Source organism: Roseovarius aestuarii, assembly GCF_019966515.1.
Classification (GTDB): Bacteria; Pseudomonadota; Alphaproteobacteria; order Rhodobacterales; family Rhodobacteraceae; genus Roseovarius; species Roseovarius aestuarii.
In genome coordinates this window covers 1-23,466 of the sequence record NZ_JAIMIB010000017.1, presented here as the reverse complement: position 1 = coordinate 23,466, position 23,466 = coordinate 1, and the positions used below count along the sequence as shown (strand labels likewise).

The following is a 23,466-nucleotide window of genomic DNA, read 5'->3' as shown; positions in this document are numbered from 1 at the left end:
GAATTTAACAATCGGTATGAGCGATTGAACCTCATGCCGTCCTATGGTCAACCAGAAAAGGAAGAAATTGCGTGAAACCGCCGCCAAACCGCGTCAACGTTCTTTCGCAGGGTCACATAGCGCGCAGCGCGGATCAGCCAGCGTGAAACAGTGTATTGAACAGTTTCGGATCAAGGCTGTCGGCAGCAAAGGTTGGTCCCTCAGTCAACACACTCACGGCATCGTGGCTGTGCAGGCTTTCCTGATGGCTCGCCACAATGCGGAAATCCCCGATACGCTCATCTGCCAGAAACCTCTGACAGAACAACCGCGCTGCATCTTCAACGAAGATCGGGTTGGCGGCGTTCAACTCGGCAAATGCCTGTTCATCTTCCCGCTTCACCATGACCTGCGTCTCTGTTGGTACCGCCGCGCGTGCCATGTCGATCAGGTCTTCGAACCACAGGCAGTCATGTCCCAGCACTTCGACCGACAGGCGCGCCACCGACCGCTGTGAATGCGGTGTCGCCAACTGTCCGCGGGTCTGACGGGCATGTTCGCTGAGTTCAAGAGAGCAGGGGCATGTTGAGGAATAAACATAGTCCAGGTGCATGAATTTGCGGTGCTGGCCATTCTTCTCAACCAACTCAAGCGCGATGTCGTAGTACTGGAACCCTTCCAGATCTGACCGTAACGACTTGATCTTCATCGGATACGAAAACCGCATCTGAATACGCGCGTCGAAACTGTCCAGATCGCTGATATAGTCTTTCAACGCGGCCTCGATCACTTCGAAACTGAAGGTTTTCTGCGCGTGTTTGTAAAATGACCGCATGATTCGTGACATGTTGATGCCCTTCTTGCCAGCCTCCAGGCTGACCGTGCCGGTGACCGAGGTCTCCAGCCGTAGATCATCGTCATCGCGGGCATGAAACCGGATGGGCAGGCGGAAATTCGAGATCCCCACATGTTGAAGATGCTGTTTCGCGCCCCGGATAAGCGAGCTTGGGCCATTCTGCAGATCAGGCAAAGACGCCCGATACGCTTCATCCACGGCAAAGTCCTCGGGAAAAGCACGCGCCAGTGCGGGATAATTCGACACTTCGCTTTCGGGAAGCAACCGGGCGATAGCCGGATCGAGGTCGGCAACTTCTTCGGGGGTTGCCGAACGCGCCCAAGCCCGCAACACTGCCAACGCCTTGTTGGCATCATCACGCTGCGGGAACGTATCCACATCTGGTCGCTGCATATTCATGGCGGATCCTCAATTCATGCTACAGGGCCAGATATATAGCGCGGCAAAGGAAATTGCTAATCGCATCAGTGGCGTCCAACGTGAAGGGGCGCAAGATTTATATCAGCCCACCGGGCTGACAAGAGGCGACCCGCGCGAGCCAATCCCTTGGATAGACGCGGTTTCACGCCGCTGCTAACGCCTGCAACACGTCGTCCACCAGATCATCTGTGTCCTCGATACCGGCGCTCAGTCGAATCAATCCAGGTGTAATTCCAAGGTCGGATTTCTGATCGTCCGGCAACCGCTGATGCGTCGTGGTCGCGGGGTGGGTCGCAATCGACTTCGCATCACCCAGATTGTTCGAGATCAACACGATCTCGAGGGCATTGAGGAAGCGAAATGCCGCCGCCTTTCCCCCTGCCAGGTCAAGCGACAACACGGTGCCTCCTTTGCCCATCTGTCGCGCGACAAGTTCATGTTGCGCGTGCGAGCTGTGGCCCGGGTAGATCACCCTTTTCAGCTTGGCATGGCCCTGCAGAGCGTCGGTCAGCGCCAATGCTGATGCCGCCTGCGCCCGCACCCGCAAATCAATCGTCTCCAGCCCCTTCAGCATCACCCATGCCGTGAATGGCGACATCGAGCCGCCGGTATGCTTCATATAGGGTTCAATCGTACCGCGGATAAACTCGCGGGTCCCCAGGATCACGCCACCAAGGGCTCGGCCCTGACCATCTATGTGTTTCGTGGCCGAATAGACAACGACATCGGCCCCCTGCGCGATCGCCCGCGAGAAAACCGGCGTGGCAAAGACATTGTCTACCACCACCTGCGCACCCACCGCATGGGCCAGGCCCGCCACGCCCTCGATATCTACCACTTCCAGCGTCGGGTTGGCGATGGTTTCGAAAAAGACCGCTTTGGTATCGTTGCGGATGGCGCTGCGCCACTGATCAAGGTCGGTGCCATCTACGAATGTAACCTCGACACCGTAGCGGGTCAGGATTTCCTCAAGCACATAAAGACAAGAGCCGAACAGCGCACGGGCCGCAACAACATGCTCGCCCGCTGACAGCATCGCCATCAGCGCACCGGAAACAGCCGCCATACCGCTGGCCGTGGCAAAGGCATCTTCGCTTCCCTCCAGCGCTGCGATGCGCTCTTCGAACATCGCGACGGTGGGATTACCATAGCGGGCATAAATGAATTCATCCGGCCCACTTTCCAGAAACCGCGCTTCAGCAGCTTCGGCACTGTCATAGACAAAGCCTTGGGTCAGGAAAATTGCCTCGCTCACCTCGTTATACTGGCTGCGGCGCGTCCCGCCATGAACCAGCTTGGTACGTGTATTTCGAGTATCAGTCATATCGTCCTCCGGGCGCTCTCAGCCCACAAAAAAACCCCCATCGCGGTCAAGCGAAAGGAGTTCCTCCGTCTGACCTCTTTAGCGGTGATGTTTAACGTGGCCCGCAATCCGGTAACAAATCGCCACGTGGGTTCTTTAGCGCTGCGACAGGCATCCGTCAACAGCAGGTCAGCCCCTTAACCCGGGCTTCAGCAAATTCACGATAATGTTCACCTGCGCGTTTCGCGAGACGGATAACGGATACCCGGCAACATGCCACTCCTCAGGATAAATGCAGGCGAAGATGGTCCCGAACTGCATGGCAACAGGCGGCCATTGCTGCCTGCGCTTTCACGCGGCCTGCAACATTTGGGCCCCGTCATCCTGATGATTCACGGGTACAAATACGCGCCATATCAATCATCATCCTGCCCGCATGAAAACATTCTGGGCATGAAGACGCGCCGAGACTGCCGAAAAACACTAAGCTGGCCGCGTGGTCTTGGCTTTGGCAGCGGCGTGAGCCGCGAAGGGCTGGGAATCGCCTTTGGCTGGCCCGCACGGGGCACGATCTGGCAGGCTTATGGCGAGGCAGAAAAAGCAGGGCAGTCTCTGGCGCGGCTGATAACCCTGATCCACCGGCACGCACCAACCCGGCCGATTCACGCCCTGACCCATTCGCTTGGTGCCCGTGTCGTGTTAAGCGCATTACCGCATCTGCCCGCCGACAGTCTGGACCGCATCATCCTGTTGTCGGGCGCCGAATTTGGCAGCAACGCCGAGGCCGCACTGGACAGCGCCGCAGGAAAAACCGCCGAGCTAATCAATATCACCAGCCGCGAGAACGATCTTTTCGATTTCCTGCTGGAAAGATTGGTGTCGTCCCCGCTGCGGCGCGACCGGTGCCTGAGCAACAACATGCCCGCGCGTCACAACACGCTGACACTGCAGATGGACAATCCGGAAACGCTTCGTATCCTGCGGCGCTGCGGCTTCAAGATTGCGCCGCCACGCACTCGTATCTGCCACTGGTCATCTTATATGCGCCCGGGGGTGTTCAGCCTGTACCGTACCCTTCTGCGCCGTAGTGATCAGATCGATCTTGCACATCTGAGGCAAGTGCTGCCCACGCGAGCTGAACCTCGTTGGTCGCGGATCATGCCCTTCCGGACCGAGTTCTAACCGGCTGGCCGCTCAGGGACGGCATTAAGACGATAATTGAAGGTTTTGATCAGGCCCGCGACTGATGGTCAGGCGCGGGCAGGACCGACAACACCATCAGCCAATAGAATGCGTGCAACACAAGAAACAGGATCGGCATCGCGCTTATCCACACGGCAAGGGTTTCAAACGCGATAAGCGTCTCATTCACCCCGATCACGATGGCTGCGACGATCGCATTGATCCGCAGCAGGCTCACCGGCGCGCTGACCTGTTCTGACATGCGCCCTTTTGGCACAACCCGTTCCAGCATCTCGCGTTCGCGCAATATTCCCCAGATCATCACGCCGAGGAAAAACGCGCAGAAAAAGGTCAGCACCCTTTGAGTGAAAAGCGGACTTCCGATCCAGAGTTGAACGCCCGCGAAGACAATTATGATGCTGACGGGAAAGATCAGCATTCTCGGCTTGCCGCGCTCGACATATTGAAGACTGCGCGCCGCGCCGGGCAGGTTGCGCCAGATCGTATAGGCCTGTGCCGCCACGCAGCCGATCACGAAGGCCTGGTTTTCCGACACGCCGCAATAGCGCAATCCAACCCACAACATGATCATGACAAGCACCGGCAACAGGTTCGCAGGCCTGATCGGGGGGATCGAGGTTGCCAGATAACAGAACCGATGTGCGACGCGTTTTATCATGACCCATCGTTTACGGATGAAATGCGGCCTAAAATCGACGGCGACATGGGTTTTCGGGGGTATTCAAATCTTATTTTGCCAAATGGCCCGCCCGCATCACCTATTCGGCCTCGTCCTCGCCAGTTCCGTGCTCGCTGAACAGGCGCCCCTGCGTCATGAAAAAGATGAACATCGCCGCTGTCAGCCCGAAGGTCTTGAAGTAAACCCAAGTCTCCTCGGTCTGGGTTCGCCAGATCACTTCGTTCAGCACTGCAAGCGCCAGGAAAAATATCATCAAACGCCGCGTCAGAATCATCCATCCCTCATCCGTCAGGGGCATCAGCCCCTCCATCACCGATTGCAAATAGGATTGCCCACGCATCAGGCCCAGGCCCAAAGCGGCCCCGAATAAGAGATAAATAATCGTGGGTTTCATCTTGAAGAACTTAGGCTCGTTGAACCAGACGCTCAGACCGCCGAAAACCACGATCAACACGGCGGTGACGACCTGCATCTTCGACAGGTGGCCGGTGAGTTTCCAAAGAACTGCCATCGATAGAAGGAAGATCGGGATAAAGCCCGCCGTTACAACGACAAACCCGGCATATTCAGTGCCGCCGATGATAAAGACGCGGTCCTTAAGCCAGAGATAAGCCACGAAAAACGCGAGGATCGGCCCCAGCTCCAACGCGGTTTTCAGTTTGCCATCGATCTTTTTCTCGGCCATTGCCGGGTCACTCCTTGTTATCCACCCATTTCAACTATGACCGCACCCGCGGCAATCAATGCCATCAGGGCAATCCGGCGTGGGCCGACCGTTTCACGCAGTACCAGCCAGCCGATCAGGGCGGCAAAGACAACTGATGTCTCGCGCAGTACCGCTGCCTCCCCCACCTTGTCCAGCCTTGTGGCCAGCATGATCGACCCGAACGAGGAAAACGCCACCAGCGCGCCAATCAATCCGCGCCTCAGCAAGGGCACCATGGGCGGACGGTCCGGCATGTTGCGCCAGCGCAGATAAGCGACCGTCGGCAATGTCATGCCCTCAAACATGAAAAACCATGCCAGAAACGAAAACGGGTCCGCCGTGGCGCGGATACCGTAAGCGTCATAGGTCGTGTAGAGCGCCACCAGCAGGCCGGTCAGCACCGCCAGAATAAGCGCGATCGGCAGGGTGTCGCGATCAGTGACCAGAAAGATCAGATTGTAGACCGCCAGGCCAAAAATACCGGTCAGCAAGACCACCACGCCCAGCCATTGGGTCGCTGTAAACGTTTCGGAAAAGATCAGATAGGCGCCGATGACGGCAAAAAGCGGCCCGGTGCCACGCACCACCGGATAAACCACCGTGTAGGCACCCTTGGTATAGGCCTGCGCCTGTAACATCTTATAGATCACATGGATCGCAACCGCGCCTGCGAAAATGGGCCACATATGCGATTCTGGAAAAGGCACGACAAACAGCGCCAGCGGTGCGGCCAGCAGAAACAGCCAGACATCGATCGCCCCTCGTGTCAGCCAGGGGTCGAAACGACCCTTTTGCAACGCGCCGAAAATCGCGTGCAAAAAAGCCGCGACCAGCGCTAGCACAAGGGCAAGATTGCGGCCCTCAGCGGTCCCTTCAAGTGAGATCAGCCAGTCACTCATGCCCGCACCTTGTCAGATCAGGCGCATCCCCTGCGGTCACTGCCCCTCAAGCCCGGTCAGGGCGGCGGCGAACTCTTCCGGGTCGAACGGGGCCAGATCGTCAATCTGTTCGCCCACACCAATGGCGTGAATCGGCAGGCCGAACTTATCGGCCAGTGCCACCAGCACGCCGCCCTTGGCGGTGCCGTCCAGCTTGGTCATCACCAGCCCTGATACATCGGCCAGTTTCTGAAACGTCTCGACCTGGCTCAGCGCGTTCTGACCGGTCGTGGCATCCAGCACCAGCAAAGTGTTATGCGGCGCGGTTTCATCCTTCTTGCGGATCACGCGCACGATCTTGGCCAGTTCCTCCATCAGGTCAGCGCGATTTTGCAATCGACCCGCTGTGTCGATCATCAGAAGGTCCGCGCCGTCCTTATGGGCCTGCTCCATCGCATCATAGGCCAGGCTGGCCGGGTCCGAGCCTTCGGGCGCAGTCAGCACTGGCACACCTGCGCGGTCACCCCAGATCTGCAATTGCTCTACCGCCGCCGCCCTGAACGTATCGCCCGCGGCGATGACCACTGATTTGCCAGCCGCACGAAACTGGCTGGCCAACTTGCCGATGGTCGTGGTCTTACCCGAGCCATTCACGCCCACCACAAGTACGACCTGCGGTTTTTTGGGGTAGAGTGGCATCGGGCGCGCAACCGGCTCCATGATCCGGGTGACTTCGGCCGATAGCAACTCTTTGATTTCCTGCGTTGAAAGACGCTTTCCCATCCGCCCTTCGGCCATGTTGGCTGTCACCCGCAACGCCGTGTCCACGCCCATGTCGGCGGTGATCAACAGCTCTTCGAGTTGCTCCAGCATGTCATCATCCAACGCACGGCGGATAACAGTTTTCTTCTCGGTACGGCCCAGCAAACGCCCCAGCAGGCCCGGCTTTTGCGCTTTGCGCGCGGGTTCCGGTTCCGGAACCGGTTCCGCGGAAATGGTCATAGATTCGGCCTGTGCTGCAAGCACCTCTGGCTCTGGCTCTGGCTCTGGCTCTGGCTCTGGCTCTGGCTCTGGCTCTGGCTCTGGCTCTGGCTCTGGCTCTGGCTCTGGAAGGGTCTCGGCGGTGGGCTCAGGGACGTCAACCACCGGGGTCTCGAGCTCGATCACTTCTTCTTCGCCGCCCTCTTCGACGATCGCGTCAAGGCCTTCCTCGATTTTCGACGAAGACCGGAACAGCCGTTCCTTGAGTTTCTTGAAAAACGCCATGCGCCCCCTCGATGCGACCTCTGCGCCGATGCTTTACCTCCACCTAATGCGGATTACCGGCAGATGGAAGCCTCAGCCGAGGATCGCCGAGGCGATCAGGGCCTGCGCCCCATAATAGAGCACCCACACCCCGCGTTCGATCGCCATTTTCCACGGACTGTCCAGCGGAAGGCGAAACATCTGGAGGGCCAGGAGCGTATCTGATGCCATGAAGGCCGCCGCCCCGATGAGGGCCAGTACCAAGCCTTCCGGCAGCGCCAGGGCCGACACACCCATACCGGTGATCAAAACCACGTAGAGCCTGACCGGCGCTCGCAGGTCACCGGTATAGGGTGTCAGCCAGAATTCGGTTGATACCGCATAGGCAATGAGAGCGATGACAGGCAGGAGCAGAGGGGCGCTTGCCGCCAGCGACGCAAAGAGCAGGATGTAAGCCAGATGCGCCAGTGCGAAACTGGCCAACCCGATCAGGAAAGCCCGATCTCCATTGCGCGACAGGGCCAGATCCCCGACGACCGATAAAACCAGCGCCAGTACCAACAGTATCGGTCCGCCCTCAACCCATGCCACCACGGCCAGCACCCCGACCGCGCCGGTTTTGAGTATGGTACGCGCGACCGACGGGCCCCGATAGCAATATCGCACCCAGTAAATCAGCGCACATAGTGCGCTAAGTGCCGGCAGGAAAACCGTCAAACTTCGTCAGGGAAGTGTTTCATGGTCAAGCGGATCGGGTTCGGTGCTGCCTGCCCCAGGCCACAGATCGAAGCATCTGCCATCGCCGTGCACAATTCTTCCAGCAGCGGCTGGTCCCATTTATCCGCCTGCATCAGCTTGACTGCCTTTTCGCATCCGACGCGACAAGGTGTGCACTGGCCACAGCTTTCATCCTCGAAGAATCGCAGCATGTTCAACGCCGCCTCTTTCGCGCTGTCCTGATCCGACAGCACCACGATCGCGGCAGAACCGATGAAGGTGCCATGTTCCTGCAAGACATCGAAATCCATCGGGATGTCGGCCATCGACGCGGGCAGCAGCCCTGCCGAGGGGCCGCCCGGCTGGTAGGCCTTGAAGTTATGCCCGTCCAGCATCCCTCCACAGGCATCGATAATGTCATTCATCGTCGACCCGGCGGGTAACAGGTGTACGCCGGGCTTATTGACGCGACCAGAAACCGAGAAGGAGCGCAAACCTTTACGGCCGTTCTTTTCTACACCGCTCAGAATCTCTCCGCCGTCGCGCAAGATTTTCGTGACCCAGTAGAGCGTCTCAACGTTGTTCACCAAGGTGGGTCGGTTGAAAACACCGACCTGCGCAACAAAAGGCGGACGGTGGCGCGGCAGGCCGCGCTTTCCCTCGATCGATTCGATCATCGCGCTTTCTTCACCGCAGATGTAGGCACCAGCGCCGCGGCGCAGGTCGATATAGCCGGGCGCGACCAACTCAGCATCTTCCAGCGCCTTGATTTCACGACGCAGGATCTCGAGCACGGCGGGATATTCGTCGCGCATGTAGATGAAGCAGGTTTCGGCCTCTACCGCCCATGCCGCGATCAGCATTCCTTCAAGGAAAACATGAGGTTCCCGTTCAAGGTAAAAGCGATCCTTGAAGGTTCCGGGCTCGCCCTCATCGCCGTTTACGGCCAGGTAACGCGGGCCTTCGGCCGCACGCACAAACCCCCATTTTCGCCCTGACGGAAACCCTGCGCCGCCCAGACCGCGCAGGCCCGAATCGAGCAATGTTTGCTGGATGGTCTCGAAATCACCTTTGGCGTGCACCTCTGCCAACGTCGCGTACCCGCCCACGCCACGGTAAGCATCAAAACCCTGATAGGTCGGTACATGCGCGTGGGTATCGTTCGCAGCAATCGCGGCCTGCACCTTTTCCGGCGTGGCATGATCGATGTGGTTGTGGCCCAGTTCCAGCACCGGCGCCGTATCGCAACGCCCCATGCAGGGCGCGCACAGAACGCGGACTTCGGATGCGTCCAACCCGTCTTCCAGCGCCTTCTGTAACTGCTGCGCACCAGCCAGTTCACAGGCCAGCGAATCGCAGACCCGGATTGTCAGAGCGGGCGGCGGGGTCTCGCCCTCTTTCACGACGTCGAAATGAGCATAAAATGTCGCGACTTCATACACTTCTGCCTGCGCGATACGCATTTCCTCGGCCAGCGCCCGCAGATGCGCCGCAGACAGATGACCGAACTTGTCCTGCATCAGATGCAGATATTCGATCAGCAGATCACGCCGACGCGGCGCATCGCCCAAGAGTTCCTGCACCTCGGCCCAGGGCTGATCTTCCAGCTGACGACCTTTGGGTGTCCGCCGTCCCTTGCCCTTGCCCGATTTCCAGACGCCCTTGCGTTCATCCAGTGCCATGCGATGCCCTCTGACTTCATTCCGGTCCGACAAATAGCGGCCCCGACGGGTCAAAGCGAGAGCAAAAGCGACACTCACCCGTCCGGAAGCGTTGGGCCATACGCAAAATGCTCAAGATTTTGCCCTCTATGCGCCGAAATCTTCGTTAACGATAGCATCGTTCCGAGTTTGAAAGCGCCTGTATGCTGCTGTTTGCCATCGCCACCCTCTGCCCGTTCTTGCTGATTGCCGCTGCCATAGCATGGGGTGGGATATGGGCGTGGGGTAGCCTTGCGTTTCTGACGCTACTAGCCTTTTCACTTGATCGCCTCGCCCCGGAAGAAATTGAAAACGCCCCCCCCGATGCGGAGTTTCCGGCCAGCAACAACCTGCTTGTGCTGCTGGGCCTGTCGCATCTTGCAATCCTCCCACTCAGTGTCTGGGCCGTCGCAGGACAGAGTGGACTAAGCCTGCTTGATCGCGCCGTGATTGCAGTGGCAGTTTCGATACTGTTGGGACAGATTTCACACCCGGTCGCACATGAGCTGATCCATAAATCCACGCGGTCCAAACATTTGCTGGGCCAACTGGTGTATAGCTCGATGTTGTTTGGCCATCATGCCAGCGCGCATCTGCGGGTTCATCACGTTTATGTGGGCAACGATGCCGATCCCAACAGCGCCCGGCTGGGGGAAAGCTTTTACAGTTTTGTATTGCGGACCTGGCCTGCCGGTTTCATGGCAGGATTGCATGCCGAAAACCGACTGAGAAAAGGCCAGCCTTTGGTGCAGCACCCCTATGTGCTTTACCTCACAGTCGCTTCGGCGGTGATCATCGGCGCCTATGTCGGTGCAGGATTGCCGGGGCTGTCGGCCTTGGTCGTTATCGCGATTTATTCACAACTGCAGATCCTGATGTCCGATTACGTGCAACATTACGGGTTGCGGCGATATGCTTTGGCCGATGGTCGGCTGGAACCCATCGGGCCACAACATTCCTGGAACGCACCCCACTGGTTCACGTCGGCAATGACACTGAACGCACCCCGTCATTCCGATCATCATATGGCACCATCACGTCCCTACCCTGCCCTTCAACTCGACGAGGACAAGATGCCCTGTCTGCCCTACTCGCTTCCTGTGATGGCGGGCATCGCGCTTGTCCCGCCGTTCTGGCGCCGGGTGATGGACGCGCGGTGCCTGCGCTGGCATCCGGTCTGGACCGAACCGACACAGGTCACGTCACGCGACATCCCGCCCGCAGTACTTGCCCATGCGAAATCGGGTAGCGTGCCGCGGGCGGTTCTGGCAGTGTCGGAACATGCGAACACTCATCCTGACCCTGCTCATGACCGGCATCGGAACGACCGCGCTGTCCGACGCCCCGATGACGGCGGCTGAGTTCGACGCTTACACCCGCGACAAGACGTTCTTTTATGGCAGTCAAGGGCAGCCTTACGGCGCCGAGGAATACCTAAGCGACCGGCGGGTGATATGGTCATTTCTGGACGGAAAATGCGAAAACGGCACCTGGTATCAAGAGGGTGAGCACATCTGCTTTGTCTACGAAAACAAGCCAGATCCCCAGTGCTGGAGCTTTCGCCGGTCCTCAGGTGGTTTGGTTGCAATTTTTGAAAGCGACCCGGATCAGACCGTGCTCTACGAAGTCAAAAAAAGCCGCGAAGCTCTGACCTGCCTAGGTCCAGAAGTCGGCGCATAGTTTCATATATTCAACCTGAAATTATGGATAATACCGAAATTTTCCCGGGTATCTGATACATTATTGATTATTTACTGTTTCCGCAGCGGAAAACCCACTCTACGCCACGCTCAGAAAAGATTGCCCTGATCCGGAGCGCCCGGTTTCGGTTTTGTTGGTTTCCGCGCAGGCTTTCCAGCGCGATCAAGCGTCAGGCGGCCATCGGAGAATTCAATCTCAAGCGCAGCCGCCTTGGCCGCCGCCTGTTTTGATATCACAACCGCTCCATCGCCCCTAACCACCGCATAACCGCGCTTCAGCGTGGCTTTGTAGCTGAGCGTTTCGCGCAACCGGTCGGCAGCAACAAGCCGATCACGCCACCGGTCGATCTGGCGTGTTGCCACGTCGGAAAAACGATTGGAAAGCCGGTCCAGTTCCTGTGCTTTCCGGCTTGTATCAGCCTGCAAAGCGCGCAGGTTCAGGCGTGCCGAGGTGCTCTCTAACCGTTGCCGGTCGCCGTCCACCGCGCGCCGCAACAACGCCGGACGCAGGGCACCTGCCGCCTCATAAAGCTTCACCCGGCGCCCTTGAACCGACCTTATCAGCGCTGCAGGCAATCTTTCAGACCATGTGTCCAGTCGCTGGCGCGGACTGTCCAGCAACGTGTCTACGCGCGGCAAGGCACGGGACAGATCGCGTAATCTCTGACCTCGGGTGGAAATGCCGGATGTCAGTGCATGGGTCAGCCGTGCATCCTGCCCGTCCAGCCAGGCCATCAATTCCAGCCGTACTGGAACCGCCATTTCCGCCGCCGCCGTCGGGGTTGGCGCGCGCTTGTCGGAAGCGTGATCAATCAAGGTTGTGTCGGTCTCATGCCCCACGGCGGAAATCAGCGGGATATCACTTGCAGCGACGGCCCGCACAACGGGTTCTTCGTTGAAACCCCACAGATCTTCGATCGACCCGCCGCCCCGCGCCACGATGATCAGATCGGGGCGTGGCAGCGAACCGCCAGGGCTAAATGCATTGAACCCGTTAATGGCACGCGTCACTTCGGCCGCGCAATTGGCCCCCTGGACGGCTACAGGCCAGATCAGCACCTTGCGCGGAAACCGATCCCTGAGGCGATGCAGAATATCGCGGATGACCGCGCCCGACGGCGAGGTCACAACCCCGATGATTTCCGGAAGATAGGGCAGCGGCTTTTTCCTGCCGGGGTCAAACAGTCCCTCTTCGGCCAGTTGCTTGCGCCGTTTCTCTAACAAGGCCATCAACGCGCCCTGCCCGGCAACCGCCACCTCATCCACATTCAGGTTATATTTCGATTGCGCCCCAAACGAGGTCAGGCGCCCGGTCACGACAACCTCAAGCCCCTCTTCGGGCACCACTGACAACGCGGCGACCTGGCCTTTCCAGGTCGTGCAGGCCAGCACATTCCTGTCATCCTTGATGTCGTAATAGAGGTGACCCGACCGCGCCTTGAAAACGCGCCCCACCTCGCCACGGATGCGCACCCGGCCAAAGGTGCCCTCAAGGGTGCGTTTCACCTCTCCGGAGATTTCCGAGACGGTATATTCGGGCAGGTTCTGCCCCGGCAGCGGATCATCAATCAGGTCATTCATACCCCATCAATGACCGATCCGGATGATAATGAAAAGATCACCGGCCACACGCGCTTGCCTCTGGCACCGCCCACGCCTATTCAGACGCTGATCGGCAATATGGAGGGGCGGATGAACATTCTGATCTTGGGCAGCGGCGGGCGTGAACATGGGCTTGCCTGGGCAGTAATGCAGAACCCCAAATGTGACAAGCTGATCGTGGCACCGGGCAATGCCGGTATTGCGGACATAGCCGATTGCGCCGATCTGGACATCATGGACGGGACCGCCGTGGTTGCCTGCGCCGAGGCAAACGCCATCGACTTGGTGATCGTCGGGCCCGAGGCACCTCTGGCCGCCGGTGTGGCCGACGACCTGCGCGCGGCAGGTTTCCTGGTGTTCGGCCCATCACGCGCTGCGGCGCAACTGGAAGCCAGCAAAAGCTTCACCAAGGAAATCTGCGACGCTGCAGGCGCACCCACGGCAGCTTATGCACGATTTACCGAAGCCGAGCCCGCCCGCGATTATGTCCGTGCCCAGGGCGCCCCTATCGTGATCAAGGCCGATGGTCTGGCTGCGGGGAAAGGTGTGATCGTGGCCATGACTGAAGACGAGGCCCTGGCCGCGATCGACGATATGTTCGGCGGTGCGTTTGGCGGGGCTGGCGCCGAAGTGGTGATCGAGGAATATCTCGACGGTGAGGAGGCTTCGTTTTTTGTGCTCTGTGACGGCGAGACGGCGCTGCCGATCGGCACCGCGCAGGATCACAAGCGCGTCGGTGAAGGCGATACCGGGCCGAATACCGGCGGCATGGGCGCCTACAGCCCAGCTCCGGTGATGAACGATGCGGTGACCGAAAAGGCCCTGACCGAGATTATCCGGCCCTCGCTGGCGGAAATGGCGCGGCGCGGCACGCCGTTTCAAGGCGTCCTATTCGCCGGTCTGATGATCAAGGACGGCCAGCCTAAGCTGATCGAATTTAATGTCCGCTTTGGCGACCCGGAATGCCAGGTGCTGATGATGCGCCTAGGCGCGCAGGTGTTGGACCTGCTACAGGCGTCGGCGGGGGGACAGTTGGCCGAGGCTCGGGTGAACTGGGCCGATGATCACGCGCTGACGGTGGTGCTGGCGGCCAACGGCTATCCCGGCTACTACCAGAAAGGCAGCGTTATCAGCGGGCTTGAAAGCTGCGCGGAAGACAGCGCCCATATGGTCTTCCACGCTGGAACGTCTCGACAGGGCGGACAGATCACAGCGACAGGCGGGCGCGTCCTGAATGTGACGGCGCGCGGTGCGTCGCTATCGGAAGCCGCAGAAAGGGCCTACGCGATGGTCGACCAGATCGACTGGCCCGAAGGCTTTTGCCGGCGCGACATAGGCTGGCGGGCGCTCTGACGCCCCTGCGGTGTTTCTCATGCAACCGGCGGAGATGGGGGGCGTTGCCCGCCACAACACCAGAATATGTGCCGGAACGATGAAATCAGGAGCAATCCAGTGCGGCGTTCAGGCTTTCGGGTCCGGTATAGGCGGCTACCTCGCGCGACTGGATTGATCCGCTCTCAAGGCGCGACGCAACGATGCGAGACCAGTCCGCATTTGCCGTGATCAGTTCGACGGCCCCGCCACAATCACGCAATCCACCAGGAATATGATTCCAACCGATCCGATGATTGGTCAGACCCGTTTTGTGCGCGACAAGTCTGAAAGCACCATCACGATAGCGCCAGATTTGGAGGGTCTTCGACAGGTGCGGCGTAAGGATGAAAGCAACTTCTACATGCCCGTCCCCATCCAAATCAGCCGCTCCGACCGGCGCCAGCCAGCGAAAGCGTGTTCCGATCAAGGGCGTTGCCGCCAGATAGTTGAACTCACCGCCCCGATAGGCAATCACCGCAAGCTGGGCGCCAAAATTCTGATGACTGAGCACGACCACGACCTCGGGGCTGCCATCGCCGTCGATATCCCACAGCCGCGGTGCGGTGTCTTCGAAGACCATTTTCTGCGGCGCACCGATATCGTAAGTCAAATTGAGATGTCCGCTGATAAGGCTGCCTCCGTTGAGCGTCTGCCGCGATACGGTGATCCGGACAGCCGCCCATTCAAGCTCATCGCCAAGAGCGCCGTGAGGATAGGCGCGGGTTGGCGTGATGTATTCGGCGCCAGAAATCTCCTGCGCGACACCGGGGGACGCGCCCAGCAACGCCAGCGAAAAGCAGAACAATAGCAGCGCGCGGCGGGCGATACTGCACCGGGGACACAACGGTAGACGCCGCGCCCTGTCCAAGCTCAGATCTGCTTCTCGGGCATCTGCACGACCAGCCCATCCAGCATATCCGTTACCTTGAGCTGACAGGTCAGACGCGAACGGGCCGGATCGGGCTCATACGCGAAATCCAGCATGTCCTCTTCCATATCGTCCTTCTGCGGCAGCTTTTCGACCCAGTCCTCAGCCACATAAACATGGCAGGTCGAACAGGCACAGGCGCCGCCGCAATCGGCTTCGATCCCGGGAATATTGTTGTCGCGTGCGCCCTCCATGACGGTCAGACCATTGGCGACCTCTACGTCATGTTCCGTGCCGTTATGTTCGATATAGGTGATTTTCGCCATGCGAACCTTCTCCCCTTCACAAATTTCCTCAGCGCTACCTAGCCAAGCCATATGGCTGTTGCCAGCCCCTTTTGCGACCCCAACAGCAAAGAGATGCGACAATAATCACTTTGTTCCCGCCATGTTCTCAAGCTTCCGCCGTAAAACCCGCAATATGGTCACTCTCAGCGCTTAAATCTCCGTCGCACATGCACCGATGCGCCACCTTTCCCTGCCCGCTGAAACTCGCTAGGCTTTGCGAAAAACAGAGGCATTGATTTCGCCGCGCATGATCCGCCACCTGCCAACCCTATTGCTGGCCGCCAGCGTCACAACGGCCTGCGACAATCGCCTGCCGGGTGCAGAGGCTGATCATCCGACATCTCGTACCGCGTCAGCTCCAGGCGTAACACCCGGCATCTGCTGGGGCCGGAATGTGACGCCCGCGGTGGTCGAAACAGTGACTGAGCAGACCGAGCTCAAGCCAAACGAAACACATGAGGATGGAGCCGCCCCTCAACCGACGGCCTACAAAACCGAGACCCGCCAGGTGATCGTACAGGAGCGCGTAGAAACCCAGTTCGAAATCCCGTGCACTGGCACCATGACGCCTGAATTCGTTGCCAGCCTCCAACGTGCGCTGACCGCACGCGGATATTACCGAGGCCCGATCACCGGTCAGATGAACGCACGTACGCGCGCTGCGCTCCGGAGCTACCAATCCCGTCAGGGGCTGAATAGTGACATTCTGTCTATGGAAACCGCCAGGCTGCTGGGTCTCGTTGCGGCCAAAAGACCCGAATGAGCCATAGAGCACAAATACTGTTCTGTTTTTGAATGAAAATGCCTCGTCAAACAAGCCATCAGTGCGGCCGTTTCATGGCCATGATCAAAGCGCTGAAATCATTTCTGGGGGCCTGAAGCATTTCACACGTTTCGCCCACATCCGATCTGACGAAAAACTTCCGCGGCCATGGGATATGAACACATCTCATTCTCGGGAGAATACCCTATCCTCAGCGAATGCATGCGCGCCGCGCCAGCTCTGTCAAATTGTATTGTACTTGCTACCCCAACCCTCGCCGCGAGCGGGTTTTAGAAACACGCGCCCTGACGTGCTTCGTTCAAAACCAGATTTGAAGGGAAATACACTTAACGACGCCACAAAAGCGTATGCAAAACTATGTGGTACAACCGCAAAGTTCTATTGCAAAAAAGCGGAGCTACGCGTCGTCTTATGGGATTTTTTTGGCGGACCGAGGATCATCCATATATTTCTTATATTACACTGATATTTATTTTTTACCTCATTTATATTTTCGTACGACATTAACTACCACTTTCTATATCTTTGCCAACCAATTACATGCGAATTGAACGTATCCAGACATTTTGAGACTGATGCGGCTATGCGGACAAAGTGCAAGTTCGTTGCGCGTGCACCAATGGCGGCTTGTTGCGCTTTGCCGACATCAGAACAAGAGTGAAAATCGTATCATTTCTCACTTGAATTGAGATACGCCCATAGGTGCCCCTTGGGTAATGGACCTTTATTACGGCCGCCTTGTTGGGTCTGCTCCCAGGCGTGTGCCAGGATGCCCACTGACCTAGACAGGCAGCACCAGCGCCCGAAACCGTCATCCCGATGGAACACAGGCCGATCATGCACTAACAATCAGGTTGGACCCGTCAAATAAGGCTGCTCACCTCGATCTTCAAGACCGTTTACCTGCAACCGCGCTCTCGACATAAGCAAGCGCCTGCTCCCTCAAAAGGTCACACATCACCGCGGCAAGGCTAACCCATCCTGACTTGATTAATCCGATAGTAGCTCGCGCGCTTACCTAAGATGCAGCTTTCCGATTTAGTATTGGCACCAAACGCAATCTGTCTACCTTTGCACCTACTTGATGGCCTAAAGGTCTGTTGTGTGGGTTGTTGTATTTGGGGCCTAATTTCGAAACGTTTTGGAATGAACAAATATGATGACGCCGCAGAAACTCCGGGAAATCTATGGTAACCCGTCACCACATGCTGCGGCAAAAGTGATTTCAAGGTTTGACAAGCATTGCCGGCAATTCATTGAGCATTCGACTTTCCTTGTTCTGGCCACTTCGGACGGAACCAATCTCGATGTATCGCCCAAAGGTGATCCCGCGGGATTTGTAACGGTGGAATCTGACAAAACTCTGCTCATTCCGGATCGCCCTGGAAATAATCGCATTGACGGGCTGCTGAATATTTTGGCGCATCCCAAAGTGGCGCTTGTCTTTATGGTACCAACCGTTGCCGAAACGTTGCGCGTAAACGGAACCGCAGAAATCATCGATGAACCTGGCCTTTGTGACAAATTTCAAATCAATAGGCGAAGCCCCAAAACAGTTCTCCGCATTACGGCCGAAGAGATATTCACTCATTGTGGCAAAGCCCTGGTGAGAGCGAGCCTTTGGCACCCAGAAGCCTGGCCTGCAGAACGCCCGATTCCGTCTCTTTATGAAATTGTTCGAGACCACTCAGAGATGGATATTGACTGTGTTGAACAGTCTCATGTTGAGATGCGCTATCGTAAAACCCTCTATTGATGCGCCTGCTTTACATCTTCCATTGCTTGAATTTGGGTTTCTGTTTCAGGCAGGCCAACCGAGGCTTTTTCCCAGTTCAGACATTGTATTGGTGGTTTGGGATTCGGCTTACTAACCATTCTGCATCGACAATATATTACGCGCCACTTCAGGTCGGCTCAGATGTGACGCGCTCTTTGCTTCGTTTGCTAGCTATCCGGTACGATGCGCGACCCATACATTCGGCTCTACGTAGCGTCCAGTATTTTGGTCGACATCTATATCAATTGGATTGAGAGCGAACGGAACTATGTATTGACCTGACCCAGGAAATTTCTGCCCCGTCCAGCTCTCCCACTCAGCGATTGTCCCAGGTATGATCATGGATTGATGGCAAACCTTGATTGTTTTGCCGCCCAATCGCTTGTGAATGCGAAGCCAATTGTCGAACGGTTGCCCATCCGCTCTTTCCCAATTGATGTATTGATCCATTGGAATCAATGGATAGGCATGCTTTCCATTGGGCCTGACGGGCAACAAAACGAAGTCACAATTACGCTTTCTGGCGTGAACGATCATTTCCTGCGTTGCAATTTCGCTGAGTCTTTGTCCTCTGAAATTTTTGCCGATAACGACTTGCAAGCCCATCATCGCATTCGGTGGAGTGCTGTTCTCATGGTCTTCCACCGATTTTTCGACGCCCCAGTCCACACCCCGATCAGGCAGTTGGATCAGGTCGGTTTCTACCCTGATAGGTACCATGTTTATGACAGCTGCGATTTGGCCTTCGACAAGCATAGAAAGCTGGTCGCCCGCAAAGTAAGACATCATCTTGTCCCAGTTGGCAATCGCAACAGGGTCGTGAATCATGAATTCAGGCCAGGCAGAGCCGCCGGTGGTTTGATGTTCGTCGGTCAAATCAGGTCGCTCCGACAGCGACGATACCGTGTAGTTTACGCCTGCGGTTGTGGCGTTCGAAGTGTATTCGGAAGACATGGATATTCTCCGTTGAGCTAAGTTTCAATTTCTTGATTTCTTGCTCAGTCGAGATCCATTTTCTTCCACTCCCAATTTTTCGGCAATTTATCAGTTTTATATCTGATCTCACGCAAAATAAAAAGCAACTTGAACACTTTGGGTGGTGGTCTCTGCTGATCACTGCAACACACCTGGCTCAAAGTGGGCAACATCGTCTTCGTGTATTCAGCAAAGCCATTAACGTGGTGACTCCACTAACTGCCAGACATAGGCTGATCCAATGATAGAGCCCTGCAGGACCACCATGATTCATCGCGATTGCCGCTCCGATCGGCCCTATAAACGTACCGAGGCTGTAACCGAGTAAGCCCGCTGTTGTTGCAGAAATCAATTCGTGTCCGCCATCAACGAGACGCCCATGGCCTAACGCATAAAGTGGTTGGCCAAGACCATTCACCAAAACAGCCGCTATCGTTACCGCCACGAACGAGTTGAGTGACTGAAACGAAAGAACAGACGCGCATACCAGGGCAAGCAGAGAGATCAGGGTACCTATTTGCGCACGCCCGTACCAATCGGCCAAAGTTCCGATCGGCAATTGACTTATCGCTGGTGCGATCAGGACGAGCGACACAAACAAAGCTATCTCAGCCGTCGAGAATCCGTGACCTTCGGCGTAGATTGTGCCGAGGCCGTAGAACGAACTGCTTAGCAATCCCGCAATCACCGTGAGCGCCAGAGAACAAGGTGAACACACAAATATTGCAACGGCATCTCTCCAGTTCGTGTTGTCGAAACGCGTCGTTGGTGAATTGGCTTTTGTCACCGGAACGATACCAAAAAGGAAAAGCACGCCAATCAAAGCAAACGCCGTATGTGACGAGGCTACAACCAACAAAACTGGGCCGACTGCGACCGCCCCCGTTCGCATTGCCTCATAGGCTGCTAACATACGGCCACGGGTATTCGGAGTCGCGAGTCCACTAATCCAACTGTCCATCAACAAATAGTAGGTCCCAAGACCAATGCCACCGATAAACCGAAGGCAAATCCACAAAACCGGTGAATCCGAAAGCGTGAGCCCCCACACCGAAACTGCTGCAATTGCCGCCGCTGCGACAAACGCACGATGGTATCCAAGTCGATAAATTACACGTCCACCCAACACGGTTCCAAGGAAAGCGCCGAGATACCAAGCCGAAGTCATCACACCGATCAACGCGTTACCATAGCCGTTGGAGAAAAGTTCCAGCGCGATCAACGGATAGAGCGCACCGGTACCAACTGCGAACAGAGGTACTGCGCCGAACAGATATCGGGCGTTCCACACATGTTTACCGAATGCGTCCCGATAGCGGTTAGTCATCGTGCAATTGCGCCGCTGCCTCAAAACCAGCCAGACAGTCAGAAAGAGCCTGGCGCAACACACCGATTGCCTGTGCATTCACGTAGTAGCATGATCGAGGTCCATTGATTGTGCCCTCAAGTAGTCCCGCTTCCTTGAGAATTTTCAGATGTTGCGAAACGGTGGACTGTGTCAGTGGCAGAACCTCAACGATCTCGCCACACATGCATTTTCCGCGATCGGTCAACAGCTGGAGAATCTTAAGTCTAGCCGGGTGAGCCATGGCTTTGAGTTGAATTATCAAACGTTCGTCGCTGACAGTGTCTCGCATTTTACCCTCTTTAATCGTCTATCGTCGATAAACGGTTAACTGTAAGCGCCGAAATTGTCAAAGCGGGGCCGATCACTTAGAAAGTTGTGCAAACCTAGTGCTTGTAGGCAATTGCATCCGTTTATTAAAATCGCAGCATCATGCGACTTGGGCTCAATGCGGTCATTCGAAGAAATCGGATTTGTGCTAAGGCTCCCTGCCCCGCCACTTCGCCCACGGCCCGGAGCTGACTTTCGATGCCGCTCAAAATCAACAATCCAATTTGCCGCGAAGCGGGCCTTCACGCACAGTGCAGCATTTCGGGCCGAGCTGTTGTCAACTCCAAGCCCGAATTGGGTGGTATCAATCCAGCCTCAAACCTTCTATGTCAGCCTGAAATCAGGGAAAGGATACCAGATGCCTAAATCCAAAAAGCCTCGGGCAAAGCGCCCGGGTGCAAACCCCGTAAAGAAGCCTGCTTGGCACCAAGCACTCAGCGGCACTCCCGGACAACATGGTGAGAGGCCAACCAAGACAGGCAAGAAGGCACAAAACAAGTCGGCATAAGCCGACTGGTGTTTTTAAAAGGAGTTGGTGGAATAGCGGCATTGGCCATCTTGGCCGCTAAATGCCCATAATTTCGCGGTCTTATGTATCAAACGCACCAAAATCAGAGTCTTTCAGACCAAAGGGTTGCAAACCATGGCTGATGCTCTGAAGTAGCCTTACAAAGTTGTTATCGGAACGCAGACGCGCCACGCGATAGCTGCAATACAGGAATTTCGCCCATCGTAGAGCCCGAAACATTTGCCTTCCTTGCAGATCTTGCATTGAACAACCGCAAAGCCTGGATGGACGCGCATCGCGTCGAGCGCGACGACGCGATGCGCAATTTCGCTGGCATCGCGATGACACTGCACGACTATGCTGATCGCTTTGACCCTTTCGTGGCGGACGCGAGGATCAAACCGAAGCAAAGTTACACCAAGTTCTTTCAGGAGCCGCGCGACCGCATCGGACGTGCTCTGTACCGCGCGGACGTGGATGTTTTTGCCAATGCCGGCCATCCCACAGAAGACGTCGGATACTACCTTCATATTGAGCCAGGAAATTGCTACGCGGGTGCCGCGCTTTTCCAACCATCCAAGGCTGCGCTCTCGCGGTTGCGGACGCGTTTGGTCGATAATCCAAACGGCCTGAAAGCCATCTTGGCCGATCCTGAGTTCAAGAAAACTTTCCCAGACGGAGTTGTCACACGAAAGCCACTGGGCGCTGTACCGGACGACTTTGTAAACAGCGACCCCGCGGCACCCTATCTTAAAATGGTCGGCCTTGGATGCCGCAAAGACCTGCAGGACGCGCTTCTGCTTGACGACGATCTGATCGATGTGTTGATCCCGATATTTCGCACCGCCGGCCAGTTGGTGCGATACTTCGACTGATTGCGCAAAAGATAGATTATGTAAGCGGGGGTGTTTTCGTGAAATGGCTCTTCATCCGTGGACACCGACTGGTGCTCTGGGCATGCAAAACGCTTGCTGCGCCGCGGCCCGTGGTTTCGGACATTCGCCGCATTCGCGAAAATCAGCCCCATCGAATTCACGCAACGCGGGACTACTCTGACATTGCCACATCGTCCCAGCGTTTTAACATCCAATACCACTGCTCTGGGTTCGCAATGATCCGCGCAGATAGGCTGTCATTAAAGGCACGGGTCATGGTGATGCTGTCCGTGTGGGGAATTGGGGTTTCGAATACCACGCGAAATGCGTTCCCGTCATCAATGCGAATACCATAAGCAGGGATCATCGGCAGATCGTATTTGAGTGCAAGCTGAGCAGCAGAGAGAGATGTGAGCGCGTCAAGGCCAAGAAACGGTATCCGAACACCATCCGCCTGTTTTTCATCCAACAGGATAGAAATAATGCCGCCACCCCGTAGATGACTCACAAGGGCCCTAGTACCAACACGGCCGGTTGCCAAAATCGGTTTTCCCCCGGCTTCAATACCCGCAAGAATCCGGCGTGCGTAATGGCGGTTATTATGGGGTCGATAAACTCCTCCGCTTTCCATCCCGTGCATTTTGATCACGGCGCGAATTGCTTCCCATTGCCCAAAATGGCCGGAAACAATGATCGCCCCCTTACCAACCGCGTTCGCCTCTTTCAGGACGGCAAGGCCGGGGCCAGAGGTTCTGAATTTGTGATGTTGGGTTTGAAATTCAGCATCGTGGTAAAGCTCAAAAAGCGTTCGCCCCATATGCCTGCCCATATTTTGACCAAGCTTCGCGCGCGCGCTTCGCTTCATATTGGGAAATACTTTCTTTGCTTCGCGGTCAAATCGCCTTCTTGCAGGTGGAAACCACCGCATGACCATTGCCAAAGTAGTTCCCAAACCTCGGGACCGCGAATCAAAGGCGCGCCATCGAAAAACAGTAAGCGCCGACCACAAAGGGAAGTATCTAGCGTGATGTAAGACTGATTTCAGAGTGGTGGTAAACATGGCACTGTATGCGCTGATCTGGCTGCAATACCAATCAAAAACACGTGGGCGGATTACTCCGGTCCGTATCTATTGCCGTTTGGATCGGTTTGGCTCTTCGCGGACGTCAGATGCAATGCGGCATTTGCCAGCCGCATACCTATCGCGGTCGTTTAGGACGGCCCAAACCTGCCTTTCACCGACCATTCAAAATGCTGCGGTAGCAGCCCGCTTTGCAGACATTTGCCGCAGGCGC

22 protein-coding genes, 1 pseudogene and 1 riboswitch are annotated in these 23,466 nt (G+C 56.6%); of the genes and pseudogenes, 7 read left to right on the top strand and 16 right to left on the bottom strand.

The window, feature by feature from the left end:
- Window positions 1-133: 133 nt before the first annotated feature.
- Window positions 134-1,234: a GTP cyclohydrolase FolE2 gene (folE2, locus tag LC334_RS17730; protein WP_085801705.1), complete on the bottom strand. Its 1,101-nt coding sequence runs from the start codon at window positions 1,232-1,234 to the stop codon at window positions 134-136.
- 163 nt (window positions 1,235-1,397) lie between these two features.
- On the bottom strand, window positions 1,398-2,579 hold the full coding sequence (gene metZ, locus LC334_RS17725; protein ID WP_085801706.1) for an O-succinylhomoserine sulfhydrylase: 1,182 nt from the start codon (window positions 2,577-2,579) through the stop codon (window positions 1,398-1,400).
- Window positions 2,580-2,636: 57 nt separating this feature from the next.
- Window positions 2,637-2,715: riboswitch (SAM riboswitch) on the bottom strand.
- 116 nt (window positions 2,716-2,831) lie between these two features.
- Between metZ and LC334_RS17720 the strand changes: the two genes are divergently transcribed.
- Entirely contained in the window at window positions 2,832-3,740 is a 909-nt protein-coding gene (locus LC334_RS17720) for an alpha/beta hydrolase (protein WP_085801707.1), read from the top strand.
- A gap of 49 nt (window positions 3,741-3,789) precedes the next feature.
- Here LC334_RS17720 and LC334_RS17715 read toward each other — a convergent pair whose 3' ends face one another.
- The 6 genes from LC334_RS17715 to LC334_RS17690 all read right to left on the bottom strand — a co-directional run bounded on the left by LC334_RS17715 (window position 3,790) and on the right by LC334_RS17690 (window position 9,668).
- Window positions 3,790-4,419, bottom strand: a complete 630-nt coding sequence (locus LC334_RS17715) for a hypothetical protein (protein WP_085801708.1) — start codon at window positions 4,417-4,419, stop codon at window positions 3,790-3,792.
- Window positions 4,420-4,519: 100 nt separating this feature from the next.
- Window positions 4,520-5,125: an inner membrane-spanning protein YciB gene (locus LC334_RS17710; protein ID WP_085801709.1), complete on the bottom strand. Its 606-nt coding sequence runs from the start codon at window positions 5,123-5,125 to the stop codon at window positions 4,520-4,522.
- A 17-nt stretch (window positions 5,126-5,142) separates the two neighbouring features.
- Window positions 5,143-6,045, bottom strand: a complete 903-nt coding sequence (locus LC334_RS17705; protein WP_085801710.1) for an EamA family transporter — start codon at window positions 6,043-6,045, stop codon at window positions 5,143-5,145.
- A 36-nt stretch (window positions 6,046-6,081) separates the two neighbouring features.
- Window positions 6,082-7,290, bottom strand: a complete 1,209-nt coding sequence (gene ftsY, locus LC334_RS17700; RefSeq protein WP_223413051.1) for a signal recognition particle-docking protein FtsY — start codon at window positions 7,288-7,290, stop codon at window positions 6,082-6,084.
- Between the two features lie 72 nt (window positions 7,291-7,362).
- Complete coding sequence (locus LC334_RS17695; RefSeq protein WP_085801712.1) at window positions 7,363-7,986, bottom strand: lysoplasmalogenase; 624 nt, start codon at window positions 7,984-7,986, stop codon at window positions 7,363-7,365.
- Window positions 7,983-9,668 carry an NAD(P)H-dependent oxidoreductase subunit E gene (locus LC334_RS17690; protein ID WP_085801713.1) on the bottom strand — a complete coding sequence of 562 codons (1,686 nt, stop codon included), beginning with the start codon at window positions 9,666-9,668 and terminating at the stop codon, window positions 7,983-7,985. The genes LC334_RS17695 and LC334_RS17690 overlap by 4 nt, the downstream gene beginning before the upstream one ends.
- 182 nt (window positions 9,669-9,850) lie before the next feature.
- Between LC334_RS17690 and LC334_RS17685 the strand changes: the two genes are divergently transcribed.
- Window positions 9,851-11,047, top strand: coding sequence for an alkane 1-monooxygenase (locus LC334_RS17685; protein ID WP_085801714.1), 1,197 nt, complete (start codon window positions 9,851-9,853; stop codon window positions 11,045-11,047).
- Window positions 10,995-11,366: a hypothetical protein gene (locus LC334_RS17680; protein WP_306372163.1), complete on the top strand. Its 372-nt coding sequence runs from the start codon at window positions 10,995-10,997 to the stop codon at window positions 11,364-11,366. Before LC334_RS17685 ends, LC334_RS17680 begins: the two co-directional genes overlap by 53 nt.
- A 110-nt stretch (window positions 11,367-11,476) precedes the next feature.
- On the opposite strand, the gene xseA is transcribed toward LC334_RS17680, so the two are convergent.
- On the bottom strand, window positions 11,477-12,967 hold the full coding sequence (xseA, locus tag LC334_RS17675) for an exodeoxyribonuclease VII large subunit (protein ID WP_085801716.1): 1,491 nt from the start codon (window positions 12,965-12,967) through the stop codon (window positions 11,477-11,479).
- Between the two features lie 111 nt (window positions 12,968-13,078).
- On the opposite strand from xseA, the gene purD reads away from it, so the two are divergent.
- Window positions 13,079-14,341, top strand: coding sequence for a phosphoribosylamine--glycine ligase (gene purD / locus LC334_RS17670; protein ID WP_085801730.1), 1,263 nt, complete (start codon window positions 13,079-13,081; stop codon window positions 14,339-14,341).
- Between the two features lie 85 nt (window positions 14,342-14,426).
- Here the strand turns inward: purD and LC334_RS17665 are convergent, their stop codons facing one another.
- Complete coding sequence (locus LC334_RS17665) at window positions 14,427-15,230, bottom strand: FG-GAP repeat domain-containing protein (RefSeq protein WP_223413050.1); 804 nt, start codon at window positions 15,228-15,230, stop codon at window positions 14,427-14,429.
- Window positions 15,231-15,232: 2 nt separating this feature from the next.
- Window positions 15,233-15,556 (bottom strand): 2Fe-2S iron-sulfur cluster-binding protein, encoded by a 324-nt coding sequence (locus LC334_RS17660; RefSeq protein WP_085801717.1) that lies wholly within the window; start codon window positions 15,554-15,556, stop codon window positions 15,233-15,235.
- A gap of 268 nt (window positions 15,557-15,824) precedes the next feature.
- Here LC334_RS17660 and LC334_RS17655 point away from each other — a divergent pair, with 268 nt between their 5' ends.
- The gene (locus tag LC334_RS17655; RefSeq protein WP_085801718.1) at window positions 15,825-16,340 is read left to right on the top strand and encodes a peptidoglycan-binding domain-containing protein; all 516 of its coding nucleotides are present in this window, start codon (window positions 15,825-15,827) and stop codon (window positions 16,338-16,340) included.
- Between the two features lie 690 nt (window positions 16,341-17,030).
- Here LC334_RS17655 and LC334_RS17650 read toward each other — a convergent pair.
- Window positions 17,031-17,153: pseudogene (locus tag LC334_RS17650) on the bottom strand (citryl-CoA lyase); the annotation flags it as partial.
- 367 nt (window positions 17,154-17,520) lie between these two features.
- Between LC334_RS17650 and LC334_RS17645 the strand changes: the two are divergent.
- The gene (locus LC334_RS17645) at window positions 17,521-18,117 is read left to right on the top strand and encodes a pyridoxamine 5'-phosphate oxidase family protein (RefSeq protein WP_085801732.1); all 597 of its coding nucleotides are present in this window, start codon (window positions 17,521-17,523) and stop codon (window positions 18,115-18,117) included.
- A 192-nt stretch (window positions 18,118-18,309) separates the two neighbouring features.
- Here LC334_RS17645 and LC334_RS17640 read toward each other — a convergent pair whose 3' ends face one another.
- The 3 genes from LC334_RS17640 to LC334_RS17630 form a co-directional block, all read right to left on the bottom strand.
- Window positions 18,310-19,092: a hypothetical protein gene (locus tag LC334_RS17640; RefSeq protein ID WP_085801719.1), complete on the bottom strand. Its 783-nt coding sequence runs from the start codon at window positions 19,090-19,092 to the stop codon at window positions 18,310-18,312.
- A gap of 178 nt (window positions 19,093-19,270) precedes the next feature.
- Window positions 19,271-20,440, bottom strand: coding sequence for an MFS transporter (locus LC334_RS17635; RefSeq protein ID WP_176237739.1), 1,170 nt, complete (start codon window positions 20,438-20,440; stop codon window positions 19,271-19,273).
- Window positions 20,433-20,750: an ArsR/SmtB family transcription factor gene (locus LC334_RS17630; protein WP_085801721.1), complete on the bottom strand. Its 318-nt coding sequence runs from the start codon at window positions 20,748-20,750 to the stop codon at window positions 20,433-20,435. The genes LC334_RS17635 and LC334_RS17630 overlap by 8 nt, the downstream gene beginning before the upstream one ends.
- 758 nt (window positions 20,751-21,508) lie before the next feature.
- Between LC334_RS17630 and LC334_RS17625 the strand changes: the two genes are divergently transcribed.
- Window positions 21,509-22,171, top strand: coding sequence for a DUF2461 family protein (locus LC334_RS17625; RefSeq protein ID WP_377150396.1), 663 nt, complete (start codon window positions 21,509-21,511; stop codon window positions 22,169-22,171).
- A 172-nt stretch (window positions 22,172-22,343) separates the two neighbouring features.
- Here LC334_RS17625 and LC334_RS17620 read toward each other — a convergent pair whose 3' ends face one another.
- Window positions 22,344-23,231, bottom strand: coding sequence for a lysophospholipid acyltransferase family protein (locus LC334_RS17620; RefSeq protein ID WP_085801723.1), 888 nt, complete (start codon window positions 23,229-23,231; stop codon window positions 22,344-22,346).
- Between the last annotated feature and the right edge of the window lie 235 nt (window positions 23,232-23,466).